Below are 20,658 nucleotides of genomic sequence, written 5' to 3' on the forward strand. Positions count from 1 at the left end.
GCGTCATCCGCATTCGCTCACGGATCGGCGGGCGGTCGCCCGCCGATCCGGTGTCCGAAAGACGTCGGTTTACCAGCGGTCGCCGTAGGTCCTGTAATCCTGGCGGCGCGGTTCGCGGAAAGCGACGCGCGGATTGACGATACAGTCGGCCAACCGGCCGGACGCTGCCGTCCTGCACTGCCGGTAGGAGGCATAGCTGCAATCGCCCGGGTAGCCGTATCCAGGCGAGGTCAGGCAATAGGGATAGTCGCGCGCCTGCGCCGGCGCTGCTCCCAGCAAGCCGCCGACGACCACTGCCGAGGCCAGTGCGAACGCCGCGAGGCGGGTCCGTGGGCTCAGGTCCTTCAAACTGTGTTTCATCTGATTTTCTCCGTGATGGTCGACAAACCCTGTCCCCTCGCTCTCGTTCCTCGACGAGCGTTATCCGACATATGTCACTGCAATCCGGCCGAGGCTAGGCCTCCCCTGCAATCGATGTTCCCCAGGAACGGACCACACATCATGCCGTTGGTGAAGGACTGGACGAGCAAACAATCAGATGGAGGTCTCATGAAGTCCCGAATGTCCAAGATGACTGGTATCGCGGCCGCGGCTCTGTTCGCCACCACGCTCGCTGCGTCGGCGCAGGGCCAGACCAACTCGCGCGGCAACGCGATGGGCTCGCAGAACGTCGGCAACGGCCAGCCGAACACCATGGCGCCCGGTGCGACCATGGCGCCCGGTGCGACCACGGCGCCCGGTCACACGATGGCGCCTGGCACCACCACCGGCAGCGGCAAAGGCATGAACGGCGCCAATCATCCGACCCCGTCCTCGACCCAAGGCGATGTCGGCCCGGCCGGCAACAACAATGGCACCCGGTCCGGCATGGGACGCTGATCGGCGTTTCACATCCGACCTGAACAAACCGACGACCAGAGCCCCGGCGCGAGCCGGGGCTTTTGTCTGGGCGTTTCTGCGGTGGAGAAACTCGGCCTCGACAGCCTCAAGCGAAGCGGGGTGCCGGGCCGCCGCGGCGCAGCCCCACCACGATCGCAGCCACGAGCATCAGCAGGGCGATCGCTTGCGCGGCGAGAAACGGCGGCTCGTTCTGGTTCGGTGCGAGGTCGCGCAGCGGCCCGATCTTCTGGAACGCCTGCACGATCAGCACGAAGACGTTGAGATACAGCGACAGCATGGCGGTGACGACGTAGCCGGCGCGCCAATAACCGCGCTGCCGGAAGCCGTAATACGCGATCACCGCAGCGGCCAGCAGCACCAGCGAGATGATCCCGACGATGTGCGATGGCAGCAACTGAAAGAAGGGAAACAGGAAGCCCGTCGCGCTGGTGAGGATGGTCGTCACGAGAAACAGCGCCGTCCAGCCGGGCAAGGATCTGGAGCCGAGCAGGCCGGCCATCGCCACCAATCCGGCGACGATTGCAATCAGGCTGATGATCGTATGGACAAGCGTGAACGTCGTCAGACTCATACCGAGGATCATAGCGCGCTCCTGCGACTGCTTGTCACTCGTATAACATGACCGCCATCATCTTTCCATAGCGTGTTAGCAAAGCCGCTGCCGTTTCGATTGGCGGCATCATGCCCGCGGCGCAGGCACGCATGCCGACTACTTCACCGGCTGCAGCGAATCCGCGAGAAAGCCGTGCAGCGCGGCCACCACCTGCGCGCCCTCGCCGATCGCACCACCGACGCGCTTGACCGAGCCCGAGCGCACGTCGCCGACGGCGAACACGCCCGGCACCGAGGTTTCGAGCGCCTGCGCCGGCCGCTGGCGGTCGTCTTCGGCGGGCGCCCCGGTGACCACGAAACCGGCCCGGTCGAGCGTGACGCCACAGCCATGGAGCCAGCCGGTGGCCGGGTCGGCGCCGACGAACAGGAACAGATTGCGCACGTCCATCGTCCAATCATCACCGGACAGCCGGCTGCGCAACGACACCCGCTCCAGGCCGCCATCGGGCGATCCGTCCACCGAGGCGACCTCGGTGTTGAACACCAGTTCGATATTCGCCGTCGATTCGATCCGCTCGATCAGATAGCGCGACATGCTGGCGGCGAGCCCGCCGCCGCGGATCACCATGTGGACGCGCGCCGCATGCGTCGACAGATACACCGCGGCCTGGCCGGCGCTGTTGCCACCACCGACGAGGATGACCTCCTGATCCTTGCACAGCCGCGCCTCGATCGGCGACGCCCAATAGTACACCCCGCGACCGTCGTACGCGGCGAGGTTGGCGATCTCGGGCCGGCGATAGCGCGCGCCGCTGGCGACGACGATCGCACGGGCGCGCAGCGCTGCGCCGTCGTCCAGCGACAGCGCGAAGGTGCCGTCGTTGCTGCCGCATTCGAGCGACTTGACCTCGACCGGGATCATGATGTCCGCGCCGAATTTCTGCGCCTGATTGAAGGCCCGGGCCGTCAGCGCGTGGCCGGAAATGCCGGTCGGGAATCCGAGATAGTTCTCGATCCGGGCGCTGGCACCGGCCTGCCCACCGAACGCACGCTGATCGCAGACCGCGACCGACAGGCCCTCCGACGCCGCATACACCGCGGTCGACAAGCCCGCAGGACCGGAGCCGACGATCGCGACGTCGTAGACCTTGGCGGGGTCGAGCTTGCCGATCATGCCCATGGCACGGGCGAGGTCGGCTTCCCGCGGATTGCGCAGCACCGTACCATCGGAGGCGACGACCAGCGGCAGGTCGTGCGGCCCCGGCGAAAAACGCGTCACCAGATCGGCAGCGTCGCGGTCGGTCGCAGGGTCGAGCAGATGAAACGGCCAGCCGTTGCGGGTCAGGAAGCCCATCAGCCGCACCGCATCCGACGACGTCGCCGAGCCGATCAACACCGGTCCGCCGACGCCACCCTGGATCAGATTGACGCGGCGCAGGATCAGCGCCCGCATGATGCGCTCGCCGAGATCGGCCTCGGCCACCAGCAGCGCGCGCAGCCGCTCCGGCGGAATCAGCAGACATTCGACGTCACCGTCGGCGCGGCCGTCGACCAGCGCGACCCGGCCGGCCAACTGGCTGATTTCGGCGAGGAATTGCCCCGGGCCCTGCTCGACCACAGGGGTGACATGGCCGAGGCCGTCGCGCTGAGTGACCGCCACATGGCCCGACAGCACCACGAACATGCCGGGGCCGATCTTGCCGGTTTCGAACAGCATCTCGCCATCGGCGAAGCGCCGGATCTCGCCGAAACGGCGCATCCGTTCGATTTCGGCCGGCGTCAGTACCGGAAACGTCTGGTCATAGCGCGGATAGACCCGCTCGCCGCCGTCGAGGTCGGTTCCGTCGAACTCATAGCCGGTCATCGATCGTGTCCTTCGGCCCGCCATGCTGTCGTATCAGGTGGCGTCATCGGCTTTCCCGATATCGCTGTCTTGAACGATTCCGGCATCATCGCCGGGATCGTTCGCCCGCCCCGCGCGGCCGCGCGCCTGCAGCTTGCGACGCTTCAGGTTCTCGCGCAACGCATCGCGCAATCGTGCCTGGCGGCCGGTGGAATCCTGTGGCGATCGGATAGGCGTATCGTTCATGGCGTGCTTTGCTGACGACCTTCGGCGATCGTCGCCTTCATTATTTTGCGATCGCTGTGCTGCATTTGAATCATCGATTTTGGAGAGACGGAATGCCCATTCAAACATATGCGCTGGCGGCAGCGCCGCAACGGACGATCGCAGGCTGGCACCAGGCGCTTCCGACCGGCGACGTGGACACTTTGCGGAATCTGCTCGCCGAACAGGTGACGTTTCATTCGCCCGCCGTCCAGACGCCGGTCCGGGGCCGTGATGCCTCGTTGCTGGTGTTGGCCACGGTCGTCGATGTGCTTGAAAACATGTGCTATCGGCGGACCTTCGTCGCCGGACCATGCGAGGCCGCGCTCGAATTCAGCGCGGATATCGGCCAATTTCATCTCACCGGCATCGATCTGATGCGTTTCCGCGACGACGGGCTGATCGTCGAATTCGAGGTGATGATGCGGCCGCTGCGAGCCCTGTCGGCGGTCGCCGAATCGGTCGGCCGCCGGATCGGGCCGCGGCTGCTGGACATGAAACTCAAACCGGACCCGGGCTAAAGTCGCATCGCGGCCCGAGCCCGGCGTTCTGCCGGCATCCCTTTGTTATCCATTGCGCTTTGCAGACCGGCGCGTTCGGGACGCCGGGCGCATTTTCACCGCCCTGACCGCGCGGCGCGCTTGCGCCGGCGGATGCCCTGTGGCAAGGATCGGCCCGTCGCACGGGGCCGTCGAGGCTGATTCCCGGAGCGGCTGACGCTGCCGTAGCTCAGTGGTAGAGCACTCCCTTGGTAAGGGAGAGGTCGTGAGTTCGATCCTCCCCGGCAGCACCAGCACAAATCCCTGACATTGCTGACGTTTTAAGGGCTTCCCGGGCCGCCGGCAGGCTCTTGCCGGGATGCGGCAAACCGGTGGCAAAGCTGTGGCAGGGCTTGCCGCAAGACCCAAGGCCGCAGACGCCGTCATCGATCGGCATCACACCGTTCGGCGCAGGACGATTTCGGCGCGAAAACCGCGGCGGTCGGGGCGGTTGCCGAACTGCAGCTCCGCGCCGGTGCGCTCCAGCGCCAGCGCCGCGATGGTCAGGCCGAGGCCGCTGCCGATCGCCGATTTGTTTCGCCCGCGGAAGAAGCGCTGACCGAGTTTCGGCAATTCGTCCTCCGGCACGCCGGGACCGCTGTCCTCGATCACCACCGATCGCGGCGACGCGCCGGCGCGCCAGCGCACCTCGCCGCCGCCCGGCATGTGCTGGATCGCATTCTCGTGCAGATTGCGGATCGCCAGTTCGAGACATTCGCGATTGCCGCGCCAGTCGGCGCCGGCGAGATCGTCGTCGATCACCACCGCGACGCCGGCCGGGCGCGGCGTCATCCGCGCCACCTCGTCGATCAGCGGCCGGATCGCGACGCTGCCGTGATCGTCGGTCCCGGCCTGGGCGTCGAGCCGCGCCAGCGTCAGCAACTGGCGCACCAGCCGGGTGGCGCGATCGACCGCGACCAGGATCTGCTGCAGCGCCGCCCGCGCCACCGCCGGATCGGTGGTCGCCAGCGCGACTTGCGCCTGGGTCTTGAGGCCGGTGAGCGGACTGCGCAGCTCGTGCGCCGCGAAGGCGGTGATCTCGCGCTCGTGACGCCGCGCCAGCGCGACCTTGTCGAACAGCGCGTTCAGCGCGCGGGCGAGCGGCATCACTTCGGAGGGGGTGCGGCTGGCATCGACCGGCCGCATGTCGTCGGCGTCGCGCCCGACCAGATCCGACGCAATCGCCTGCAGCGGTCGCAGCCCGCGGCCGACGCTGATCCAGATCAGCAGGCCGAGCAGCGGCGCGATCAGCAGCGCCGGCCACAGCAATCCCTTGATCAGATCGGCGACGAGCCGCTCGCGCAAGCCGAGCCGGTCGCCGACCAGCACGCGAAAGCCGCGGGCGGCGTCCTCCGTCGCATAGATCCGCCAGGTTTCGCCGTCGATCTGCCGCTCGGAAAATCCCGCCCCCTGATCGCTGAGACTCTGCTCCGGCGCACCGCCCGAGCGCGCGATCAGCCGGCCCTGCACCGACCACACCTGGCAGGACAATTGCCGCTCGTAATTGCCTGGCGTCGCCGGCGCCGCCGGCACATCCGGCAGCGCTTCCGGAACACGGCCCTCCATGTTGCCGACCAGCGACACCACCATGCGGGCCGCCTCCTGCAGCCGCGCGTCGAGCACGTGTTCGAGCTCGCGCTGGCTGCTCGTGTAGATCCACATCACCGCGGCGATCCAGACGATGCCGGTGGCGCCGAACAGCACCAGAAACAGCCGAAGGCGCAGCGAGCCGATCATCGCGGTTTGATCCGATAGCCGACGCCGCGCACGGTCTCGATCGCGGCGCGACCGAGCTTGGCGCGCAGATTGTGGATGTGAACTTCGACGGCGTTGCTGTCGACCTCGTCGCCCCAGCCGTACAGCCGCTCTTCGAGTTCGCCGCGCGAGCGGATCACGCCGGGCCGCTCCATCAGCGCGTGCAGCACCGCGAATTCGCGGCGCGACAGCGGCACCGGCGCGCCGTCGAGCGTCGCGTTGCTCTCCGCCGGAAACAGCCGGATCGCGCCGTGTTCGAGGCAGGTCGCGGCGCGGCCGTCGCGGCGGCGGATGATCGCGCGCAACCGCGCGCCGAGTTCGTCGAGGTCGAACGGCTTGCCGAGATGATCGTCGGCACCGGAGTCGAGCCCGGCGATCCGGTCGCCGACCTCGTCGAGCGCGGTCAGCAGCAGCACCGGCGTGGCGTCTCCGCCGGCGCGCAATCTGCGCAACAGATCGAGGCCGCTGCCGTCCGGCAGCATGACGTCGAGCACCACCGCCGAGAACGTATTGGCGGCGAGCGCGGCCGCCGCATCCTCGCAATTGGCGACGCAATCGATACTGGCGCCGGCCAGCGTCAGCCCGGCACGAATGCCGTCCGCGATCATCGCGTCGTCTTCGACCACCAGGATTCTCATCGCGAGCTGTTCTCCACGTGCCTGCTCTCGGCCGCCAGCCTTAAGGCTGGCTTAAGCTGGGCGTCGACATTGCCGGTGCTCAAGTCAGGCATCGGGGAACCATGACAGACCGACTTTTCCGCGCGCTCATCCTGCTCGTCGCGATCGCAGCCGGCGTCCACGGCGCGCTCGCCGCCGGTCCGGCGCAGGCCGCGCCGTTCGAACTCAGCGTACAGCCCGGCGCCGACGGCGTCGATCTGACCTGGCGGATCGCCCCGGACGATTATCTCTATCGCGACAAGATCGTCGTCACCACCGCCGACGGCGCGCGCGTCGCGCTGCGGACGCCGGCCGGCGAGATCAAGGACGATCCGAATTTCGGCATGACCGAAATCTATCACCGCAGCCTGACCGCGACGATCCCCGCCGACGCGGTGAACGGCGCGAGCCGGCTGACGGTGAGCTATCAGGGCTGCGCCGAGCGCGGCATCTGCTATCCGCCGGTGACGGCGAGCGTCGATCTCGGCACCTATCAGGTGTCGATCGCCGGCGGCGCGACGCCGAGTGCGAGCCCGGCCTGGCCCTCGGACATGCCGGCGCTGCCGGACCTCGCCGCGCCCGCGGAGACGCCCGCACCCTTCGCGGCTTCGGTGCTGCCGTCGATGACGCAAGGCTGGTTGCCGCTGCTGCTGGCGTTCGCCGGGTTCGGGCTGCTGCTGGCGTTCACGCCCTGCGTGCTGCCGATGATGCCGATCGTCGCCGGCATGCTGACGCGCTCCGGCCCCAACCTCTCGCCGGCGCGCGGCTTCGCACTGGCCTCGATCTACACGCTGGCGATGGCCGCGGCCTATGCGACGCTCGGCGTCGCGGCGGCGTGGTCCGGGCAGAATCTGCAGAGCGCGTTGCAGGCGCCGCTGGCGCTGGCGGTGATGGCGGCGATCTATGTCGCGCTGGCGCTGTCGAGCTTCGGCCTGTTCGAGCTGCAACTGCCGGCGCGGTTCGGCGGCGATCTCGCCGGCCGCCTGCACGGCCGCGCCGGACCGTTGCTCGGCGCCGCCGCGCTCGGCTTCACCTCGGCGCTGATCGTCGGGCCGTGCGTGACCCCACCGCTCGCCGCGGCGCTGCTCTACGTCGCACAGACCGGTGACATGCTGCGCGGCGCGGCGGCGCTGTTCGCGCTCGGCCTCGGCATGGGCTTTCCGCTGATCCTGGTCGGGCTGTTCGGCGCCGGCGTGCTGCCGCGCTCGGGGCCGTGGCTGGTGACGATCCGCCAATTGTTCGGCTTCGCCTTTCTCGGCCTCGCGGTGGCGTTGATTGCGCGGGTGCTGCCGGGATCGGTGGCGCTGCTGCTGTGGGCCGGCCTCGCCATCGGCCTCGCGGCGTTTCTCGGCGCGTTCGACCGGCTCGCGCCGCAGGGCGGCGCGACGCGGCGTTTCGGCAAGGCGGCGGGCGTCGCCGTGTTCGTCTATGGCGCGACGCTGATCGTCGGCGCCGCCGGCGGCAGCGACGATCCGCTGCGGCCGCTCGCGGTGTTCGGCGCCGACCAGCCAGCGGCGGCCGCGATGTTCGCCGCGCCGGTGACGTCGATCCGCGCGCTGGATCAGGCGATCAGCGACGGCCGCGCGCGCGGCAAGCCGATCATGATCGACTTCTCCGCCGACTGGTGCACCTCGTGCAAGACCATGGAGCGCGAGGTGTTCGGCGATCCCGCGATCCGGCAGCGGCTGCAGGATCTCACGCTGATCCGCGCCGACGTCACCCGGTCCGACGCCGAGACCGCGGCGCTGATGAAGCGCTTCGACGTCGTCGGGCCACCGACGGTGGTGTTTCTCGATCGGCGCGACGGCCGCGAAATCACCGCCGCCCGCACCGTCGGCGAAGTGACCGCCGACAGCTTCGTCAAGACGCTGCAGCGCGTCGGCGCGGCGTCCTGACCCACACTCTTTCAACCGGAGTCGACCATGAACCGCAGACAATCCCTGATGATCCTCGGCGCGCTCGCGACCGTGCCGCTGGTGAAGTTCTTCGGCGCACCCTCGGCCTGGGCCGAAGGCGTCGACGTCAAGGCGATCCTGAACGACCCGGACGCGCCGGAGACCGGCAATCCGAAGGGCAACCTCACGATCGTGACGTATTTCGACTACAACTGCCCGTTCTGCAAGAAATCCGAGCCCGATCTCGAAAAAGTGGTGCGCGACGACGGCAAGATCCGGCTGGTCTACAAGGACTGGCCGATCCTGAGCGAAGCGTCGGTCTACGGCGCGCAGATGGCGCTGGGCGCGAAGTATCAGGGCAAGTATCAGGCGGCGCACGACGCGCTGATGGCGATCCCCGGCCGCGGAATCTCGAAGGACCAGATGCGCGACGCCGTCGCCGCCGCGGGCGTCGACATGGCGCGGCTGCAGGGCGATCTCGGCACCCATGGCGACGCCATCACGGCGCTGCTGCGCCGCACGCTGTCGCAGGCCGACGCGATGGGGCTGCAGGGCACGCCGGTGTATCTGATCGGGCCGTACAAGGTCGCCGCCGCGCTCGATGCCGCCGCGTTCAAGAAGGTGGTCGATCAGGCGCGCGCGCGCCCGCCCGCGAAGTGAGCGGCGTGATCGTTCGATTGCCGATGTCCCTCCGGTCGTTGCTCGCCCTCGCCGCCGTCGCCGTCACGCTCGGCGGCTGCGTCACCCAGTCCGAAGCCGAACTCGATCTCGGCCCGCCGAAGAGCACGGTGGGGCCGGCGATCGCGGCGCGCTATGCGGCGATCGACACCGACAAACACCCGATCGCCGGCATCGATCCGGAGGATCTGCAGCCGGCCTATGTACGGCAGTTGGTCGACTACAAGACCGACGAGCCGCCGGGCACCGTGGTGGTCGATCCGCACCGGCGCTTTCTCTATCTGGTGATGGAAGGCGGCAAGGCGCTGCGCTACGGCGTCGGCGTCGGCAAGGCCGGGCTGGCATTCAGCGGCACCGCCCATGTCGGACGCAAGGCCGAATGGCCGCACTGGACCCCGACGAAGAACATGATCGCCCGCGAGCCGCAGCGCTACGGCAAATGGGCGAGCGGCATGGACGGCGGCGCCACCAATCCGCTCGGCCCGCGGGCGCTGTATCTGTTCAAGGACGGCAAGGACACGCTGTACCGCATCCACGGCACCACCGAGCCGGAGACGATCGGCCAGGCGGTGTCGTCCGGCTGCATCCGGATGCTGAACCAGGACGTCATCGACCTGTACGCGCGCGTGCCGAAGGGCGCCAAGGTGGTGGTCAAATAGCGCCGCGCGCGATCGGATCGACGCGCCGCGCTCAGCCGAAGATGTCCGTCGTCATGCCGATGTACCAGCCCGCCGCCTCGCGCGCCTGCTTGGCGCGCAGCTCCGCGCTTTCGTCGAGCTGCGAGGTGTAGGGATCGGACGCCACGATCTTGCCGTCCTGCGGGGTGTAGCGGGCGCCGTTCTTGACGGCGTCGTCGGGGGCGATGTCGCTCCAGCAATGGTTGGTGAAGCGGATCGGCATCCGCCGCTCGCCGAGCAATTCGGCGCGCAGGATCATCGCCGCGCCCTTCGCCTCGTTGTTGGCGGCGAAGCCGGATTTGGGAAATTCACCGCCGGTCGCGGAATCGCCGATCACCTGGATCGACGGATCGATCAGCGAGATCATGGTGCCGGCATCGACCGGGCAGAAGCCGCTGGCGTCGGCGAGGCCGGAATCGCGCGCGAGCTTCCCCGCGATCTGCGGCGGGATGACGTTGACCAGCGCCGCCTTGTGGGTCTCGAAATCGGTGGTCACGGTCATCGCCTTCGGATCGACTGCCTTGATGCCGCCGTGGATGGTCGGGTCCTGCCATTCGATCATGCCGGGATAATGCCGCTCCCAGCCGTCGATGAACAACGTCTGCATCGCGAAATGATCCTTGGCGTCGAGGATGACGATGCGGGCGTTCTTCACGCCCCGGCTCTTCAGCGCATGGGCCATCATCGAGGCGCGCTCGTAAGGCGCCGGCGGGCAGCGATACGGATTGGGCGGCGCGATGATCACGATCAGCGCGCCGTCGGACAGCGCGTCGAGCCGGCGCTTCAGCAACTGGAACTGCGCGCTGCCGCGATAGCCGTGCGGCATCGTCTCGGCGGCGGCCTCGGAATAGCCGGGGATCGCGTCCCAGCGGAAATCGATGCCGGGCGACAGCACCAGGCGGTCGTAGGACAGCCGCGCCCCACTCGCGGTGCGCACCTGTTTGGCGTCGCGGTCGATCGCGGCGACGCTGTCGAACACCATGCCGACGCCGCGCGCCGCAATGCCCTCATAGCCGTAGTTCAACGCCTCGAACGGCTTCAGCCCGCCGAGATACAGGTTCGACGTGAACGGCGTGACGTAGATGCGGTTGGCCTCGACCAGCGTCACCTCGACGGAATCGTCGCCGTGGCGCAGATACTTCGCCGCGGTGGCGCCGCCGGCGCCGCCGCCGATCACCACGACCTTCGGACGCGCTTTGGCGATCGCCGGGCAGGCGAGCAACGCCGTGGATGCCGCGGCGGCGCGGATCACGCCGCGACGGCTGATCAGGATCGGTTTCGGCACGTGATGTCTCCGAACGGGGAACGCGAGTCGGCGCGGCGGCGCCGACTCGCTCGGGGTCTCAGGCGAAGATGTCGGCGGTGATGCCGGCATACCAGCCCATGTTCTCTTCGGCGGTCTGGAAGCGCAGGCCGGACTCCTCGCCGGTCTTGGAGACGAAGCCCTCGACCTCGGCGATGGCGCCGTCCTTCGGCTCGTAGCGGCCGCCGACCTTGACGGTGTCGTCCTTGGCCAGCACCGACCAGCAGGTATTGGCATAGCGCGCCGGGAAGGTGCGCGCGCCGGTCAGGTCGCCGCGCACCGCATTCGCCACCACCTTGGCCTGGCTGTTGGCGGAGAACGCCGATTTCGGCATCGCGCCGGCGATCGCCGCATCGCCGAGCACGTAGATGTTGGGATCGATGGTCGACTTCATGCTGGCCGCATCGATCGGGCAGAAGCCGGACGGATTGGCGAGGCCGGAATCGCGCGCGATCTTGCCGGCCATCTGCGCCGGGATGACGTTGACCATCGACGCCTTGATGGTTTCGAAATCGGTGGTCACCGTCATCGCCTTGGGATCGACCGATTTCAGGCCGCCGTGCATCTTCGGGTCCATCCATTCGACCATGCCGGGATAGTGCTTCTGCCAGCCCTCCTGGAACAGCGCCATCTTGGAGAATTTGTCCTTCGGATCGATCACGATGATCTTCGACTTGGTGTGGCCCTTGGCCTTCAGCACCATCGCCATCACCGAGACCCGCTCGTACGGACCGGGCGGGCAGCGATACGGATTCGGCGGCGCCAGCATCACGATGGTGGCGCCGTCCTCCAGCGCGTCGAGTTGCTTCTTCACCAGCAGCGTCTGCGCGCCGGGCTTCCAGCCGTGCGGCATGATCTCGGCGGCGGCCTCGGAATAGCCGGGCACCGAGTCGAACTTGATGTCGATGCCGGGCGCGACCACCAGCCGGTCGTAGTCGAGCACGCTGCCGTCGGCGAGCCGGACCTGCTTCTTGTCGCGGTCGATCGCCGCCGCCATCTGCCGGACGTGCTTAACGCCGTAGCCGCCGAGCTTGTAGGGGTGGGTGATCGACGCCATGCTGCGCATGTCGCCGAGGAACAGGTTGGAGTGGAAGCAGGTGATGAACTGCTCCAGCGGCTCGACCATGGTGACGTCGATCGCGCCCTGGGAGTCGCGGGCGACGTATTTCGCCACCGTCGCGCCGCCCGGCCCGCCGCCGATCACCACGACGCGCGGCTTGGCCTGCGCGCGCAGCACGCCGGGCATGGCGATGAGACTGGCGGCCAGCAGGCCGGTCGAGAATTGGCGTCTGTCGATGGTCATTTCTTGCCCTCCATGGTCGATGTGAATGCCCGGACGTCCCCGGTCCGGTCGATGTTGTGCTCGTTCTTGTCTTGTTCGAGGCTGCCGAAATAGCTCGCGAGCGCGGCGATCTCCTCGTCGTTGAATTTGGCGGCGATGGCGCGCATCACCTGATTGTCGCGGAGCTTGGCGCGATACTCGGTCAGCGCCTCGATCAGTTCGGGCTCGGCGCGGCCGACGATCGACGGAATGCCGTCGAACCGGCCGCTGAGCTGATGGCAGGTGACGCATTCGCTGGAGAGATATTCGCCGAGTTCGCGGTCGCCGGCCGCGGCGGCACTCGCCGCGCCGCACAACGCCACGCCGGCGACGGCCGCGCGCAGCGCCGCGGATACGCCGCGCGCCGGGCGCATCGCCCGCACCGCACGTATCGCCCGCGTTCCTCGCGCGGCACGCGGCGGCGCTTGGCCGGTCGTGGCCATCCTGCTTCCTCCCAGAGGTTTCCCGTCTACTGTCGATGCCGGCTTACTTGCCGGTCTGGTTCGTCGTCAGCGCCGGCGCGAGCGCCGCCGCTTTGGCGTCAATCAATGTATGCGTCACCAGCGCGCCGAGCCACATCGCCGCCAGCGCCAGCCAGGCGGTGACCGCGAAGATCGAGCCGCCGGTGACGCCGGCGCCGACCGCGCAGCCGCCCGCCAGCATGCCGCCGAAGCCCATCAGGAACGCGCCGGCGGCGTAGCGCCCCATGCTCAGCCCATCGTGAAAGCCCTGCAGCTTCCACTCCCGGCCGATCAGCGCGGCGACCAGCGAGCCGACGAACACGCCGGGCACCAGCCCGATATCGAAGCCGAGCGGCACCGAGGGCGAATTGATCAGCCCCATCAGCGTATCGGCCGACGGCCCGGTGAAGCTCACGCTCTTCACCGTGGTCGGCTCGAACGCATACAGCGACAGCGTGTAGGTGACCAGCCAGCCGGCCGTCACCGCCAGGCCGACGCCGATCGCCGCGACCCCGTTGACGATGCCGATCCGGTTGCGCCACGCCAGCCAGAAGGCCACGGCGAGCCCGAACACGCCGAGCGATGCCCCGACCACCGAGCCGACATGCGCGACGCTGAGCAGATTGCGCGCCGCGCCGCCCGGCAGCGTCCAGAGCTGCGACAGGAATTCCCGCGCCGGCGACAGCACGCCGCGCAGCGAGGCCTGCGCCACGATCGTCAAAATCAGTCCGGTGACCAGCGCGCGCAGATTGCCGGTTCCCGACAAGACCAGCAGCCGGCTGGCGCAGCCGCGCGACAGGATCATGCCGGCGCCGAACATCAGCCCGCCGATCGCCGCGCCGGACAGGCTGCCGGTGGCGGCGAGCTGGCGCGCTTCGGAGACGTCGAGCAGGCCGGTGGCAATCGCCGCCTGGGTCGCGGCCACCGCGGCCGAGAACGTCAGCAGCCACACCGCGAGCTTGGGCCCGAGTGAACCTTCGGAGAATTCGATCACCGCCGCGCGCAGACAGAACTTGCTGCGCTCGGCGCAGGCCCCGAAAGCGATGCCCACCGCCAGACCGCCGGCGGTCAGCGCGGCGGTTTCGCCGAAGCGTTCGATGAACTGCTCGAGGTTCAAGGATGTTTCCTCCGCGCCGCATCGTCGGGGCGCGCAAGCCCAGGATAATTATCAGATAGTGTGTCGATCCTCCGATCGGGCATTGATCTGGCGCAACGCGACTTCGCCGCACCGCCGAATTCCCGCAATTGTTACTTCGCGCCCACGGCGCGCGGCCGTGTATCGCACTCATCGTCAGTCCACCCTGGGCCCGGCCTTCTCGTCCGGCGTGACGTCGACCGAGATCGCGCGTCCGATCACTTTCGGCGCGGGACCGCAATTCGTCATGCACGGATTCTTGTTCCAGAATTGCTTCTCGGAAACCTCGCGATCGTCGAGGTAGAAGCCGTCGGCGTTGGGCATCTTCACCTTCGCGAGGTTGCCCTGGTTCAGTTCGAAATCCGGATCCTTGATCACGTCACTCATGTTGAGCAGATAGGCCGTCAGCGCATAGGCCTCGTCGGCGGTGAGCGAGCGCGCATTGCCGAACGGCATGGCGCGGCTGATGTAGTCGTACACCGTGGTGGCGTCCGGCCAATACGAGCCGACGGTCTTGTCCGGGCGATCGGCGGTCAGCGTGCCGACCCCGCCGGACAGCACCGGATAGCGGCCGACGCCTTCGCCGAATTCGCCGTGGCAGGTCGAGCACTTCTCCTGGAACAGCGCGTCGCCTTCTTTCGCGGTGCCCTTGCCGGGCGGCAGGCCGACGCCGTCGGGACGCACATCAGTGTCCCAGGCGTGAATTTCTTCCGGCAGCGCCTGCCGGCCGAGGCCGAGTTTCACCGGCGCGGGCGGCGGCGCAACCGTCTTGGTCGCCGCGGCCTTCGACGGCTTCGGCGCGGCCTTCTCGGCGATTGCCCCGGTCAGCGGCACGGCGACCAGCGCGGCGGCGGCGAGACCGGCGATGAGACTAAGCGATCTCGACATTTTCAGTCACTCCGTCCGGATGCACGAGCCAGGTCTGGATGCCGTTGTTGTGGTAGATCGAATTGACGCCGCGGACCTTGCGCAGCTCGGCCTTGCTCGGCTGCACGTAGCCGGTCTCGTCGATGGCGCGCGACTGCAACATCAACTCTTCGCCGTTCCAGTCGAAATCGACGTAGAAACGCACCATCGACTTGTCGAGCACCGGCCCGTCGATCCGCGCCTCGCGCCAGTTGCGGCCGCCGTCCATGGTGACGTCGACGCGCTTGACGGTGCCGCGCCCCGACCAGGCGACGCCGCTCAGCACGTTGCGGCCCTTGAATTTCAGCGGCGCCTGCGGCGACGGATTGGTGATCACGCTTTTCGCGTCCATCACGAAGGTGTATTTGCGGGCGCGGCCGTCCGGCATCAGGTCGGTGTATTTCGAGGTCTCCTCGCGGGCCTGCCACGGCATGTCGCCGGCCTCGATGCGGCGCAGCCATTTGACCCAGAGATTGCCCTGCCAGCCGGGAATCACCGCGCGCAGCGGATAGCCGTTTTCCGGACGCAGCGCCTCGCCGTTCATCGCGAACGCGATCAGCACGTCGTCGAGCGCTTTCGACACCGGCAGCGAGCGGTTCATGCCGGCGGAGTCCGCGCCCTCCAGCATCAGCCATTTGGCGTTCGGCTTCAGCCCGGCCTGATCCAGCAGCGTCTTCAGCGTCACGCCGGTGTACATCACATTGTGGATCATGCCGTGGGTGAACTGGCAGCCGTTGAGCTGCGCACCGCGCCACTCCATGCCGGAATTCGCCGCGCATTCCAGGAAGTACACCTTGTTGACCCGCGGCATCCGCCGGATGTCGTCCATGGTGAACACCATCGGGGTGTCGACCAGGCCGTTGATCATCAGCCGGTGCTGCGCCGGATCGATCTCGGCGACGCCGCCGTGATGGCGCTCGAAGCACAGGCCGGACGGCGTGATGATGCCGTCGAGCGCGTGCAGCGGCGTGAAATTGACCGAGGATTCCGGCGACGCCGTGAGCCACGACACGTCGCGGCGGATCACGTCCTTCTCGAATTTCGACGGCACGCCATAGGGCTTCTTGTCGACGCCGTCGCCGAGAAAGCGATTCCAGTCCTGCAGCTCGGTGATCATCGGGTCGGGCTTCGCCGCCTCGCCGGCCTTGGCGGCGAGCGGCAGCAGCGCGCCGGCGCCGGCGAGGCCGGCAGCGCCGAGAAACCGGCGGCGATCGAGGATGTCGGAGGGGGGCTTCTCACTCATGCCGGATTGCCTTTTGCTATCACCATGCGCGACTGCAGCGGTCGGGGAGCGTCGGAGGCGGTCGTCATCTCAGGCGCCCGACACCTTGACGGCGCTGTTGGGATCGATCTTCACCGGCCCCGCCTGCGCGACGTGCTTGGCCAGCACGTCCCAGATCGGCGGGCCCTCGGTGTTCTGGTTGATGCTGGCCCAGCCGGAGACGGTGTAGGTCTTCGACGCCTCGATGGGCTTGCCGGTCTTGAGATGCACCATGCCGGAGATCCGCGAGCCGATCTCCTTGCCGATATCGATCGAATAGCCCATGCCGCCGGTGCGGACCATGTCGCCGCCGCCCTGGAAATACGGGTCTGGGTGGAAGATGTTGTCGGCGATGTCCTCGAGCACGTTCTTGAGCTGCTCGCCGGTCATCTCGCTGCGGTAGCAGTTCGGATAGGTGATCGCGGTGGCGTTGGTGATCGCCTCCCAGGTGATGTCCTCGTTCGGCAGCAGCGTGCCGCCCCAACGGAAGCCCGGCGACAGCGCGATCTCGGTGTCGCGCTGCTTCAGCATCGCGTCGCAGATCAGGTCGTCGAAGGTGCCGTTGAAATTGCCGCGGCGATACAGCAGCGAATCGGTCTTGCCGACGACGCGCGCGAGATCCTTGGCGTAGGGCGCACGCAGCTTCTCGACCAGTTGCTTCATCGCCGGGTCCGGCGCGATGGCGTCGGCGAACACCGGCATCAGTTTGAAGCGGATGTCGGACACTTTCTTGCCCTTCACCGCGATGTCGAGCCGCGACACGAATTTGCCGTGCGAGCCCGACGCCACCAGCACGGTGTCGCCGACCTTGATCAGGCCCGGCATCGCGTCGTGGGTGTGGGCGGTGAGGATGATGTCGAGGCCCTTGACCCGGCCGGCGAGCTTGCGGTCGACGTCGAAGCCGTTGTGCGACAGCAGCACCACGACCTCGGCGCCTTCGGCGCGGGCGTCGTCGGCCTGCTTCTGGATGTCCTCCTCGCGGATGCCGAACTCCCAGTTCGGAAACATCCAGCGCGGATTGGCGACCGCGGTGCGCGGCAGCGCCTGCCCGATCACCGCGATCTTGACGCCGCCGCGCTCGAACATCTTGCGCGCCTCGAACACCGGCTCCTGCCATTCGTTGTCGCGGACGTTCTGCGCCAGGAAGGCGAACGGCGCCGAGTCGGCGACCTGCTTGACCCGCTCGGCGCCGTAGGTGAATTCCCAATGGCCGGTCATCGCGTCGAGCTTCAGCGCGGTCATGACGTCGATCATGTCCTGGCCCTTGCTCTGCAGCGAGGTCCAGCTGCCCTGCCAGGTGTCGCCGCCGTCGAGCAGCAGCACCTTGTCGGCGCCGCGCTCGGCGCGCACCGCGTTCACCAAGGTGGCGATGCGGTCCATGCCGCCCATCCGGCCGTAATTGCGGGCGAGCGCGACGAAATCATCGGCGGTGAGCGCGAAGGCGTCCGGCGATCCGGTGGCGACGTGGAAGTAGTTGCGGAATTCCGCGTCGGTCAGATGCGGCGGCTTGCCCTTGACCTCGCCGACGCCGAGATTGACCGACGGCTCGCGGAAATGCAGCGGCATCAGCTGGGCGTGGATGTCGGTGACGTGCAGCAGCGTCAGCGTGCCGAGCGGATCGAACTTCAGAATGTCGGCCTGCGTCAGCCGCTGCTGCGCCGCCACCCGCCCAATCGGACCGAGGCCGCTGCCGATCGTGAGCGCCGATGCGGCCGCTGTGGCCTGCAGGAATTCCCGCCGCGAGATCATCGTTTCCGTTCCCTTGTCCGCGCAGACGCGGCCCTGCATTGCGCACGGGCCCGATCCGCTCGACTAAAAATTCGGCGCAACTCCGCGATCCGCGGGCTGCACGCCCACGGTCGATGCGAATCAGCGCCGACGCGCCGTCGTTAGGCGACGGTCAGCTTGTGCTTGGACGTGTAGTTGGAGCCGTCGTCGTCCTTCCAGGTGAAGACGAGTTCACCGGACTCCGACGCCTTGTAGAAAAACGACTGATACGGGTTGGCCGAGATCGCCGGATTCCATTCGGCTTCGAACACCGTCTTGCCGTTGAACGCGGCGACGAAGGTGTTGATGATCTTGCGCGGCACGATCTTGCCGGACGCGTCCTTACGCTGGCCGGATTCCATTTCGTGCGAGATCAGCGTCTTGATCTCGATCAGTTCGCCCGGCTTGGCCTGGGTCGGAACGCGAACGCGGGGGGTGGGAGTGATCGCCATCTGAATGTCCTCGCCTGTCTGTTTCTTGCTGTCGGCTTCGATGCCGCCGGGCTCAGCCGCCGCAGCCGCCGATGGTGACCTTGACGCTGGCCTTGGTCGAATACAGCTTGCCGTCCGACATTTCGGCGATGCAGATGATGTTCTGGGTCTGCGCCAGCCGCATCCGGGTCGAGGCCGCGGCCTTGCCGCAGGCGGGCGTGAACTTGTAGCTGACGATGCCGGGCAGCGGATTGCCGTCGGCGAAGACGTGTACCGCCTTGACGTAGTCGGCCTCGGTCATCGGGCTTTCGACCTCGACATTGACCGGGACCACCAGGCCGTTTTCGGCGATTTCCGGCACGTCGAGCTTGATCTTGCCGCTCTCGGGCTTCTTGTCGCCGTAGAGCTTCTTGATCTCGGCATCGACCGCAGCGACATCGGCGAACGCCATGCGCGGCGCCAGCAGCGCGGCGAGGCCCGCGAGTCCTGCAAACGCCAGCGCGTCGCGTCGGCTCGGCTCAACCTTCATCAGATTCATTTGGGCATCTCCTCAGGGAGTCTTTCGCGTCCCTTGCCTTCAGCTACCGCTTGACGTTTCCAAGCGTGATCGGTCATGATCCGCAAACATCATGATATTGTTTTTCTTGAATGTAAAGATATCCGGTGGGCTACCGGGTTTTTAGACCGCACAAGACGGTCGACAGAGGGAGGGTGCGAGATGAGATCCATCGGATTAGCAGTGCTATCTGCGTTTGTGCTCTGCACAATGCCGTTTCGCGTTCACGCCGAGGACGCCAGCGAAAAGGAGATCGAGCGCTATCGCGCGATGATTTCCGACCCGATGTCGAATCCCGGTTTCCTCGCGGTCGATCGCGGCGAGCAGCTCTGGGCCTCGAAGCGCGGCAGCAACAACGTCTCGCTCGAAGGCTGCGATCTCGGCCTCGGCGCCGGCAAGCTGGACGGCGCCTTCGCGCAACTGCCGCGCTACTTCAAGGACGCCGACCGGGTGATGGATCTCGAGCAGCGCCTTCTCTGGTGCATGCAGAACATCCAGGGGCTCGATACCAAGGACGTCGTCGCCCGACGCTTCTCCGGCCCCGGCCGGGTCTCCGATATGGAGGACCTGGTGGCGTTCATCGCCAACAAGTCGAGCGGCATGGCGATCGAGCCACAGCTCAAACATCCCAAGGAACAGGAAATGGCGGCGGTCGGCGAGGAGCTGTTTCACCGTCGCGGCGGGGTGATGGATTTCTCCTGCTCGACCTGTCACGGCGCCGAAGGCAAGCGCATCCGGCTGCAGGGACTGCCGTATCTCGCCGGCCCCGGCAAGGACGCCCAACTGACGATGGCGAGCTGGCCGACCTATCGCGTGTCGCAGAGCGCGCTGCGGACCTTCCAGCACCGGATCTGGGACTGCTACCGCCAGCAACGCTGGCCGGCCCCGGAGTACGGCTCCGAGGGCATCACCGCGCTGACATCGTATCTCAACAAGATCGCGGCGGGCGGCGAACTCGTCGTTCCGTCCATCAAGCGCTGAGGGAGGCCGCATCATGACGACATTGACGAAGTTCTCGATGCTGGCGCTCGCGCTCGGCGCTTTGACCTGCGGTCCGATCGCGGCTCACGCCGCCGATCAGGCGATCCCGCCGAAGCCGGTCGCGGCGACCAGCAAGGCCACCGAACCGACGACCAAGCCGGCGGCGACCAAGGCCGACGCCGCGGCGACGCCGAGCGCGGCGATTCACAAGGTGTCGGCCGAAACCGTCGACGCCTACGTCAAGGCCACCTTCGGCAAGGCGCCGGAAGAATGGCAGCAGAGGATCGTCCCCGACGACACGATGAAGGCGTGCAACAAATTCCGCAACGAAGTGCCGACCGACATCGCCGAAGCGATCATGCAGCGCGAGATCAAGAAGGTGGTGTTCCCGGCCGACGGCAAGCTGCTCGGCGACTGGAAGGCCGGCGCCAAGATCGCCAATAACGGCCGCGGCGGGCAGTTCTCGGACAAGGCCGACACCGTCAACGGCGGCAATTGCTACGCCTGCCACCAGATGGCGCCGTCGGAAGTGTCGTTCGGCACGCTCGGCCCGAGCCTCACGCATTACGGCAAGGACCGCAACTACACCGAAGCCGAGATCAAGCAGGCCTACACCAAGATCTACAACTCGCAGGCGGTGGTGCCGTGCTCGAACATGCCGCGGTTCGGCACCAACAACTTCCTGACCGAGCAGCAGATCAAGGACGTGATGGCGTTCCTGTTCGATCCGGAATCGCCGGTCAACAAGTAACGGCCCTGCGGCCGAAGGGGGATCCG

Annotated in this window: 22 protein-coding genes and 1 tRNA gene; 8 read left to right on the top strand and 15 right to left on the bottom strand. The window is 67.4% G+C overall.

Annotated elements, in window-relative coordinates; genetic code table 11:
* Nucleotides 1–69: 69 nt before the first annotated feature.
* The gene (locus RPB_RS21925) at nucleotides 70–360 is read right to left on the bottom strand and encodes a DUF3551 domain-containing protein (protein ID WP_011443224.1); all 291 of its coding nucleotides are present in this window, start codon (nucleotides 358–360) and stop codon (nucleotides 70–72) included.
* 189 nt (nucleotides 361–549) lie between these two features.
* On the opposite strand from RPB_RS21925, the gene RPB_RS21930 reads away from it, so the two are divergent.
* Nucleotides 550–879, top strand: coding sequence for a hypothetical protein (locus RPB_RS21930; RefSeq protein ID WP_011443225.1), 330 nt, complete (start codon nucleotides 550–552; stop codon nucleotides 877–879).
* 106 nt (nucleotides 880–985) lie between these two features.
* On the opposite strand, the gene RPB_RS21935 is transcribed toward RPB_RS21930, so the two are convergent.
* The 3 genes from RPB_RS21935 to RPB_RS25205 all read right to left on the bottom strand — a co-directional run bounded on the left by RPB_RS21935 (nucleotide 986) and on the right by RPB_RS25205 (nucleotide 3,475).
* Nucleotides 986–1,483 (bottom strand): hypothetical protein, encoded by a 498-nt coding sequence (locus tag RPB_RS21935; protein ID WP_011443226.1) that lies wholly within the window; start codon nucleotides 1,481–1,483, stop codon nucleotides 986–988.
* Nucleotides 1,484–1,609: 126 nt separating this feature from the next.
* Complete coding sequence (locus RPB_RS21940; RefSeq protein WP_011443227.1) at nucleotides 1,610–3,316, bottom strand: FAD-dependent oxidoreductase; 1,707 nt, start codon at nucleotides 3,314–3,316, stop codon at nucleotides 1,610–1,612.
* 33 nt (nucleotides 3,317–3,349) lie between these two features.
* On the bottom strand, nucleotides 3,350–3,475 hold the full coding sequence (locus tag RPB_RS25205) for a hypothetical protein (RefSeq protein ID WP_283804834.1): 126 nt from the start codon (nucleotides 3,473–3,475) through the stop codon (nucleotides 3,350–3,352).
* Between the two features lie 74 nt (nucleotides 3,476–3,549).
* Here RPB_RS25205 and RPB_RS21945 point away from each other — a divergent pair, with 74 nt between their 5' ends.
* Together RPB_RS21945 and RPB_RS21950 are read left to right on the top strand one after the other, a co-directional pair.
* Nucleotides 3,550–4,080, top strand: coding sequence for a nuclear transport factor 2 family protein (locus RPB_RS21945; RefSeq protein WP_349644117.1), 531 nt, complete (start codon nucleotides 3,550–3,552; stop codon nucleotides 4,078–4,080).
* A 197-nt stretch (nucleotides 4,081–4,277) separates the two neighbouring features.
* Nucleotides 4,278–4,352 (top strand) — tRNA-Thr (locus RPB_RS21950).
* Nucleotides 4,353–4,494: 142 nt separating this feature from the next.
* Here RPB_RS21950 and RPB_RS21955 read toward each other — a convergent pair.
* Both RPB_RS21955 and RPB_RS21960 read right to left on the bottom strand, forming a co-directional pair.
* Nucleotides 4,495–5,835, bottom strand: a complete 1,341-nt coding sequence (locus tag RPB_RS21955) for a sensor histidine kinase (protein WP_011443229.1) — start codon at nucleotides 5,833–5,835, stop codon at nucleotides 4,495–4,497.
* Nucleotides 5,832–6,491, bottom strand: coding sequence for a response regulator (locus tag RPB_RS21960; protein ID WP_011443230.1), 660 nt, complete (start codon nucleotides 6,489–6,491; stop codon nucleotides 5,832–5,834). Before RPB_RS21960 ends, RPB_RS21955 begins: the two co-directional genes overlap by 4 nt.
* A gap of 101 nt (nucleotides 6,492–6,592) precedes the next feature.
* On the opposite strand from RPB_RS21960, the gene dsbD reads away from it, so the two are divergent.
* From dsbD to RPB_RS21975, 3 genes are read left to right on the top strand one after another with little or no spacing between them, the layout of a single operon-like run.
* Nucleotides 6,593–8,404, top strand: a complete 1,812-nt coding sequence (gene dsbD, locus RPB_RS21965) for a protein-disulfide reductase DsbD (protein ID WP_011443231.1) — start codon at nucleotides 6,593–6,595, stop codon at nucleotides 8,402–8,404.
* 27 nt (nucleotides 8,405–8,431) lie between these two features.
* On the top strand, nucleotides 8,432–9,064 hold the full coding sequence (locus RPB_RS21970; RefSeq protein WP_011443232.1) for a DsbA family protein: 633 nt from the start codon (nucleotides 8,432–8,434) through the stop codon (nucleotides 9,062–9,064).
* A gap of 23 nt (nucleotides 9,065–9,087) precedes the next feature.
* Nucleotides 9,088–9,741, top strand: a complete 654-nt coding sequence (locus RPB_RS21975) for a L,D-transpeptidase (RefSeq protein ID WP_011443233.1) — start codon at nucleotides 9,088–9,090, stop codon at nucleotides 9,739–9,741.
* Nucleotides 9,742–9,772: 31 nt separating this feature from the next.
* Here RPB_RS21975 and RPB_RS21980 read toward each other — a convergent pair whose 3' ends face one another.
* The 9 genes from RPB_RS21980 to soxY all read right to left on the bottom strand — a co-directional run bounded on the left by RPB_RS21980 (nucleotide 9,773) and on the right by soxY (nucleotide 18,882).
* On the bottom strand, nucleotides 9,773–11,044 hold the full coding sequence (locus tag RPB_RS21980; protein WP_011443234.1) for an NAD(P)/FAD-dependent oxidoreductase: 1,272 nt from the start codon (nucleotides 11,042–11,044) through the stop codon (nucleotides 9,773–9,775).
* A 58-nt stretch (nucleotides 11,045–11,102) separates the two neighbouring features.
* The gene (locus RPB_RS21985; protein WP_011443235.1) at nucleotides 11,103–12,365 is read right to left on the bottom strand and encodes an NAD(P)/FAD-dependent oxidoreductase; all 1,263 of its coding nucleotides are present in this window, start codon (nucleotides 12,363–12,365) and stop codon (nucleotides 11,103–11,105) included.
* Nucleotides 12,362–12,826: a c-type cytochrome gene (locus RPB_RS21990; protein WP_011443236.1), complete on the bottom strand. Its 465-nt coding sequence runs from the start codon at nucleotides 12,824–12,826 to the stop codon at nucleotides 12,362–12,364. The genes RPB_RS21985 and RPB_RS21990 overlap by 4 nt, the downstream gene beginning before the upstream one ends.
* A gap of 43 nt (nucleotides 12,827–12,869) precedes the next feature.
* Nucleotides 12,870–13,961: a YeeE/YedE family protein gene (locus RPB_RS21995; protein WP_011443237.1), complete on the bottom strand. Its 1,092-nt coding sequence runs from the start codon at nucleotides 13,959–13,961 to the stop codon at nucleotides 12,870–12,872.
* A 174-nt stretch (nucleotides 13,962–14,135) separates the two neighbouring features.
* On the bottom strand, nucleotides 14,136–14,867 hold the full coding sequence (locus tag RPB_RS22000; RefSeq protein WP_011443238.1) for a c-type cytochrome: 732 nt from the start codon (nucleotides 14,865–14,867) through the stop codon (nucleotides 14,136–14,138).
* The gene (gene soxC, locus RPB_RS22005) at nucleotides 14,851–16,128 is read right to left on the bottom strand and encodes a sulfite dehydrogenase (RefSeq protein WP_011443239.1); all 1,278 of its coding nucleotides are present in this window, start codon (nucleotides 16,126–16,128) and stop codon (nucleotides 14,851–14,853) included. The genes RPB_RS22000 and soxC overlap by 17 nt, the downstream gene beginning before the upstream one ends.
* A 69-nt stretch (nucleotides 16,129–16,197) precedes the next feature.
* A complete protein-coding gene (gene soxB / locus RPB_RS22010; RefSeq protein ID WP_041798973.1) occupies nucleotides 16,198–17,895 on the bottom strand; it encodes a thiosulfohydrolase SoxB in 1,698 nt (565 codons plus the stop codon).
* A 140-nt stretch (nucleotides 17,896–18,035) separates the two neighbouring features.
* Nucleotides 18,036–18,365 (bottom strand): thiosulfate oxidation carrier complex protein SoxZ, encoded by a 330-nt coding sequence (soxZ, locus tag RPB_RS22015; protein ID WP_011443241.1) that lies wholly within the window; start codon nucleotides 18,363–18,365, stop codon nucleotides 18,036–18,038.
* Between the two features lie 52 nt (nucleotides 18,366–18,417).
* Nucleotides 18,418–18,882, bottom strand: a complete 465-nt coding sequence (gene soxY, locus RPB_RS22020) for a thiosulfate oxidation carrier protein SoxY (protein ID WP_011443242.1) — start codon at nucleotides 18,880–18,882, stop codon at nucleotides 18,418–18,420.
* A 228-nt stretch (nucleotides 18,883–19,110) separates the two neighbouring features.
* Between soxY and soxA the strand changes: the two genes are divergently transcribed.
* Both soxA and soxX read left to right on the top strand, forming a co-directional pair.
* The gene (gene soxA / locus RPB_RS22025; RefSeq protein WP_433993721.1) at nucleotides 19,111–19,881 is read left to right on the top strand and encodes a sulfur oxidation c-type cytochrome SoxA; all 771 of its coding nucleotides are present in this window, start codon (nucleotides 19,111–19,113) and stop codon (nucleotides 19,879–19,881) included.
* Nucleotides 19,882–19,894: 13 nt separating this feature from the next.
* Complete coding sequence (soxX, locus tag RPB_RS22030) at nucleotides 19,895–20,632, top strand: sulfur oxidation c-type cytochrome SoxX (protein ID WP_011443244.1); 738 nt, start codon at nucleotides 19,895–19,897, stop codon at nucleotides 20,630–20,632.
* Nucleotides 20,633–20,658: the final 26 nt, after the last annotated feature.

It is taken from the genome of Rhodopseudomonas palustris HaA2 (assembly GCF_000013365.1).
GTDB lineage: Bacteria > Pseudomonadota > Alphaproteobacteria > Rhizobiales > Xanthobacteraceae > Rhodopseudomonas > Rhodopseudomonas palustris_J.

What these genes read in the sequence shown, in the direction of transcription:
- RPB_RS21925 (WP_011443224.1), bottom strand. Translation starts at nt 360, where the DNA reads ATGAAACACAGTTTGAAGGACCTGAGCCCACGGACCCGCCTCGCGGCG.
- RPB_RS21930 (WP_011443225.1), top strand. Translation starts at nt 550, where the DNA reads ATGAAGTCCCGAATGTCCAAGATGACTGGTATCGCGGCCGCGGCTCTG.
- RPB_RS21935 (WP_011443226.1), bottom strand. Translation starts at nt 1,483, where the DNA reads ATGATCCTCGGTATGAGTCTGACGACGTTCACGCTTGTCCATACGATC.
- RPB_RS21940 (WP_011443227.1), bottom strand. Translation starts at nt 3,316, where the DNA reads ATGACCGGCTATGAGTTCGACGGAACCGACCTCGACGGCGGCGAGCGG.
- RPB_RS21955 (WP_011443229.1), bottom strand. Translation starts at nt 5,835, where the DNA reads ATGATCGGCTCGCTGCGCCTTCGGCTGTTTCTGGTGCTGTTCGGCGCC.
- RPB_RS21960 (WP_011443230.1), bottom strand. Translation starts at nt 6,491, where the DNA reads ATGAGAATCCTGGTGGTCGAAGACGACGCGATGATCGCGGACGGCATT.
- dsbD (WP_011443231.1), top strand. Translation starts at nt 6,593, where the DNA reads ATGACAGACCGACTTTTCCGCGCGCTCATCCTGCTCGTCGCGATCGCA.
- RPB_RS21970 (WP_011443232.1), top strand. Translation starts at nt 8,432, where the DNA reads ATGAACCGCAGACAATCCCTGATGATCCTCGGCGCGCTCGCGACCGTG.
- RPB_RS21975 (WP_011443233.1), top strand. Translation starts at nt 9,088, where the DNA reads ATGTCCCTCCGGTCGTTGCTCGCCCTCGCCGCCGTCGCCGTCACGCTC.
- RPB_RS21985 (WP_011443235.1), bottom strand. Translation starts at nt 12,365, where the DNA reads ATGACCATCGACAGACGCCAATTCTCGACCGGCCTGCTGGCCGCCAGT.
- RPB_RS21990 (WP_011443236.1), bottom strand. Translation starts at nt 12,826, where the DNA reads ATGGCCACGACCGGCCAAGCGCCGCCGCGTGCCGCGCGAGGAACGCGG.
- RPB_RS22000 (WP_011443238.1), bottom strand. Translation starts at nt 14,867, where the DNA reads ATGTCGAGATCGCTTAGTCTCATCGCCGGTCTCGCCGCCGCCGCGCTG.
- soxC (WP_011443239.1), bottom strand. Translation starts at nt 16,128, where the DNA reads ATGAGTGAGAAGCCCCCCTCCGACATCCTCGATCGCCGCCGGTTTCTC.
- soxB (WP_041798973.1), bottom strand. Translation starts at nt 17,895, where the DNA reads ATGATCTCGCGGCGGGAATTCCTGCAGGCCACAGCGGCCGCATCGGCG.
- soxZ (WP_011443241.1), bottom strand. Translation starts at nt 18,365, where the DNA reads ATGGCGATCACTCCCACCCCCCGCGTTCGCGTTCCGACCCAGGCCAAG.
- soxY (WP_011443242.1), bottom strand. Translation starts at nt 18,882, where the DNA reads ATGAATCTGATGAAGGTTGAGCCGAGCCGACGCGACGCGCTGGCGTTT.
- soxA (WP_433993721.1), top strand. Translation starts at nt 19,111, where the DNA reads ATGCCGTTTCGCGTTCACGCCGAGGACGCCAGCGAAAAGGAGATCGAG.
- soxX (WP_011443244.1), top strand. Translation starts at nt 19,895, where the DNA reads ATGACGACATTGACGAAGTTCTCGATGCTGGCGCTCGCGCTCGGCGCT.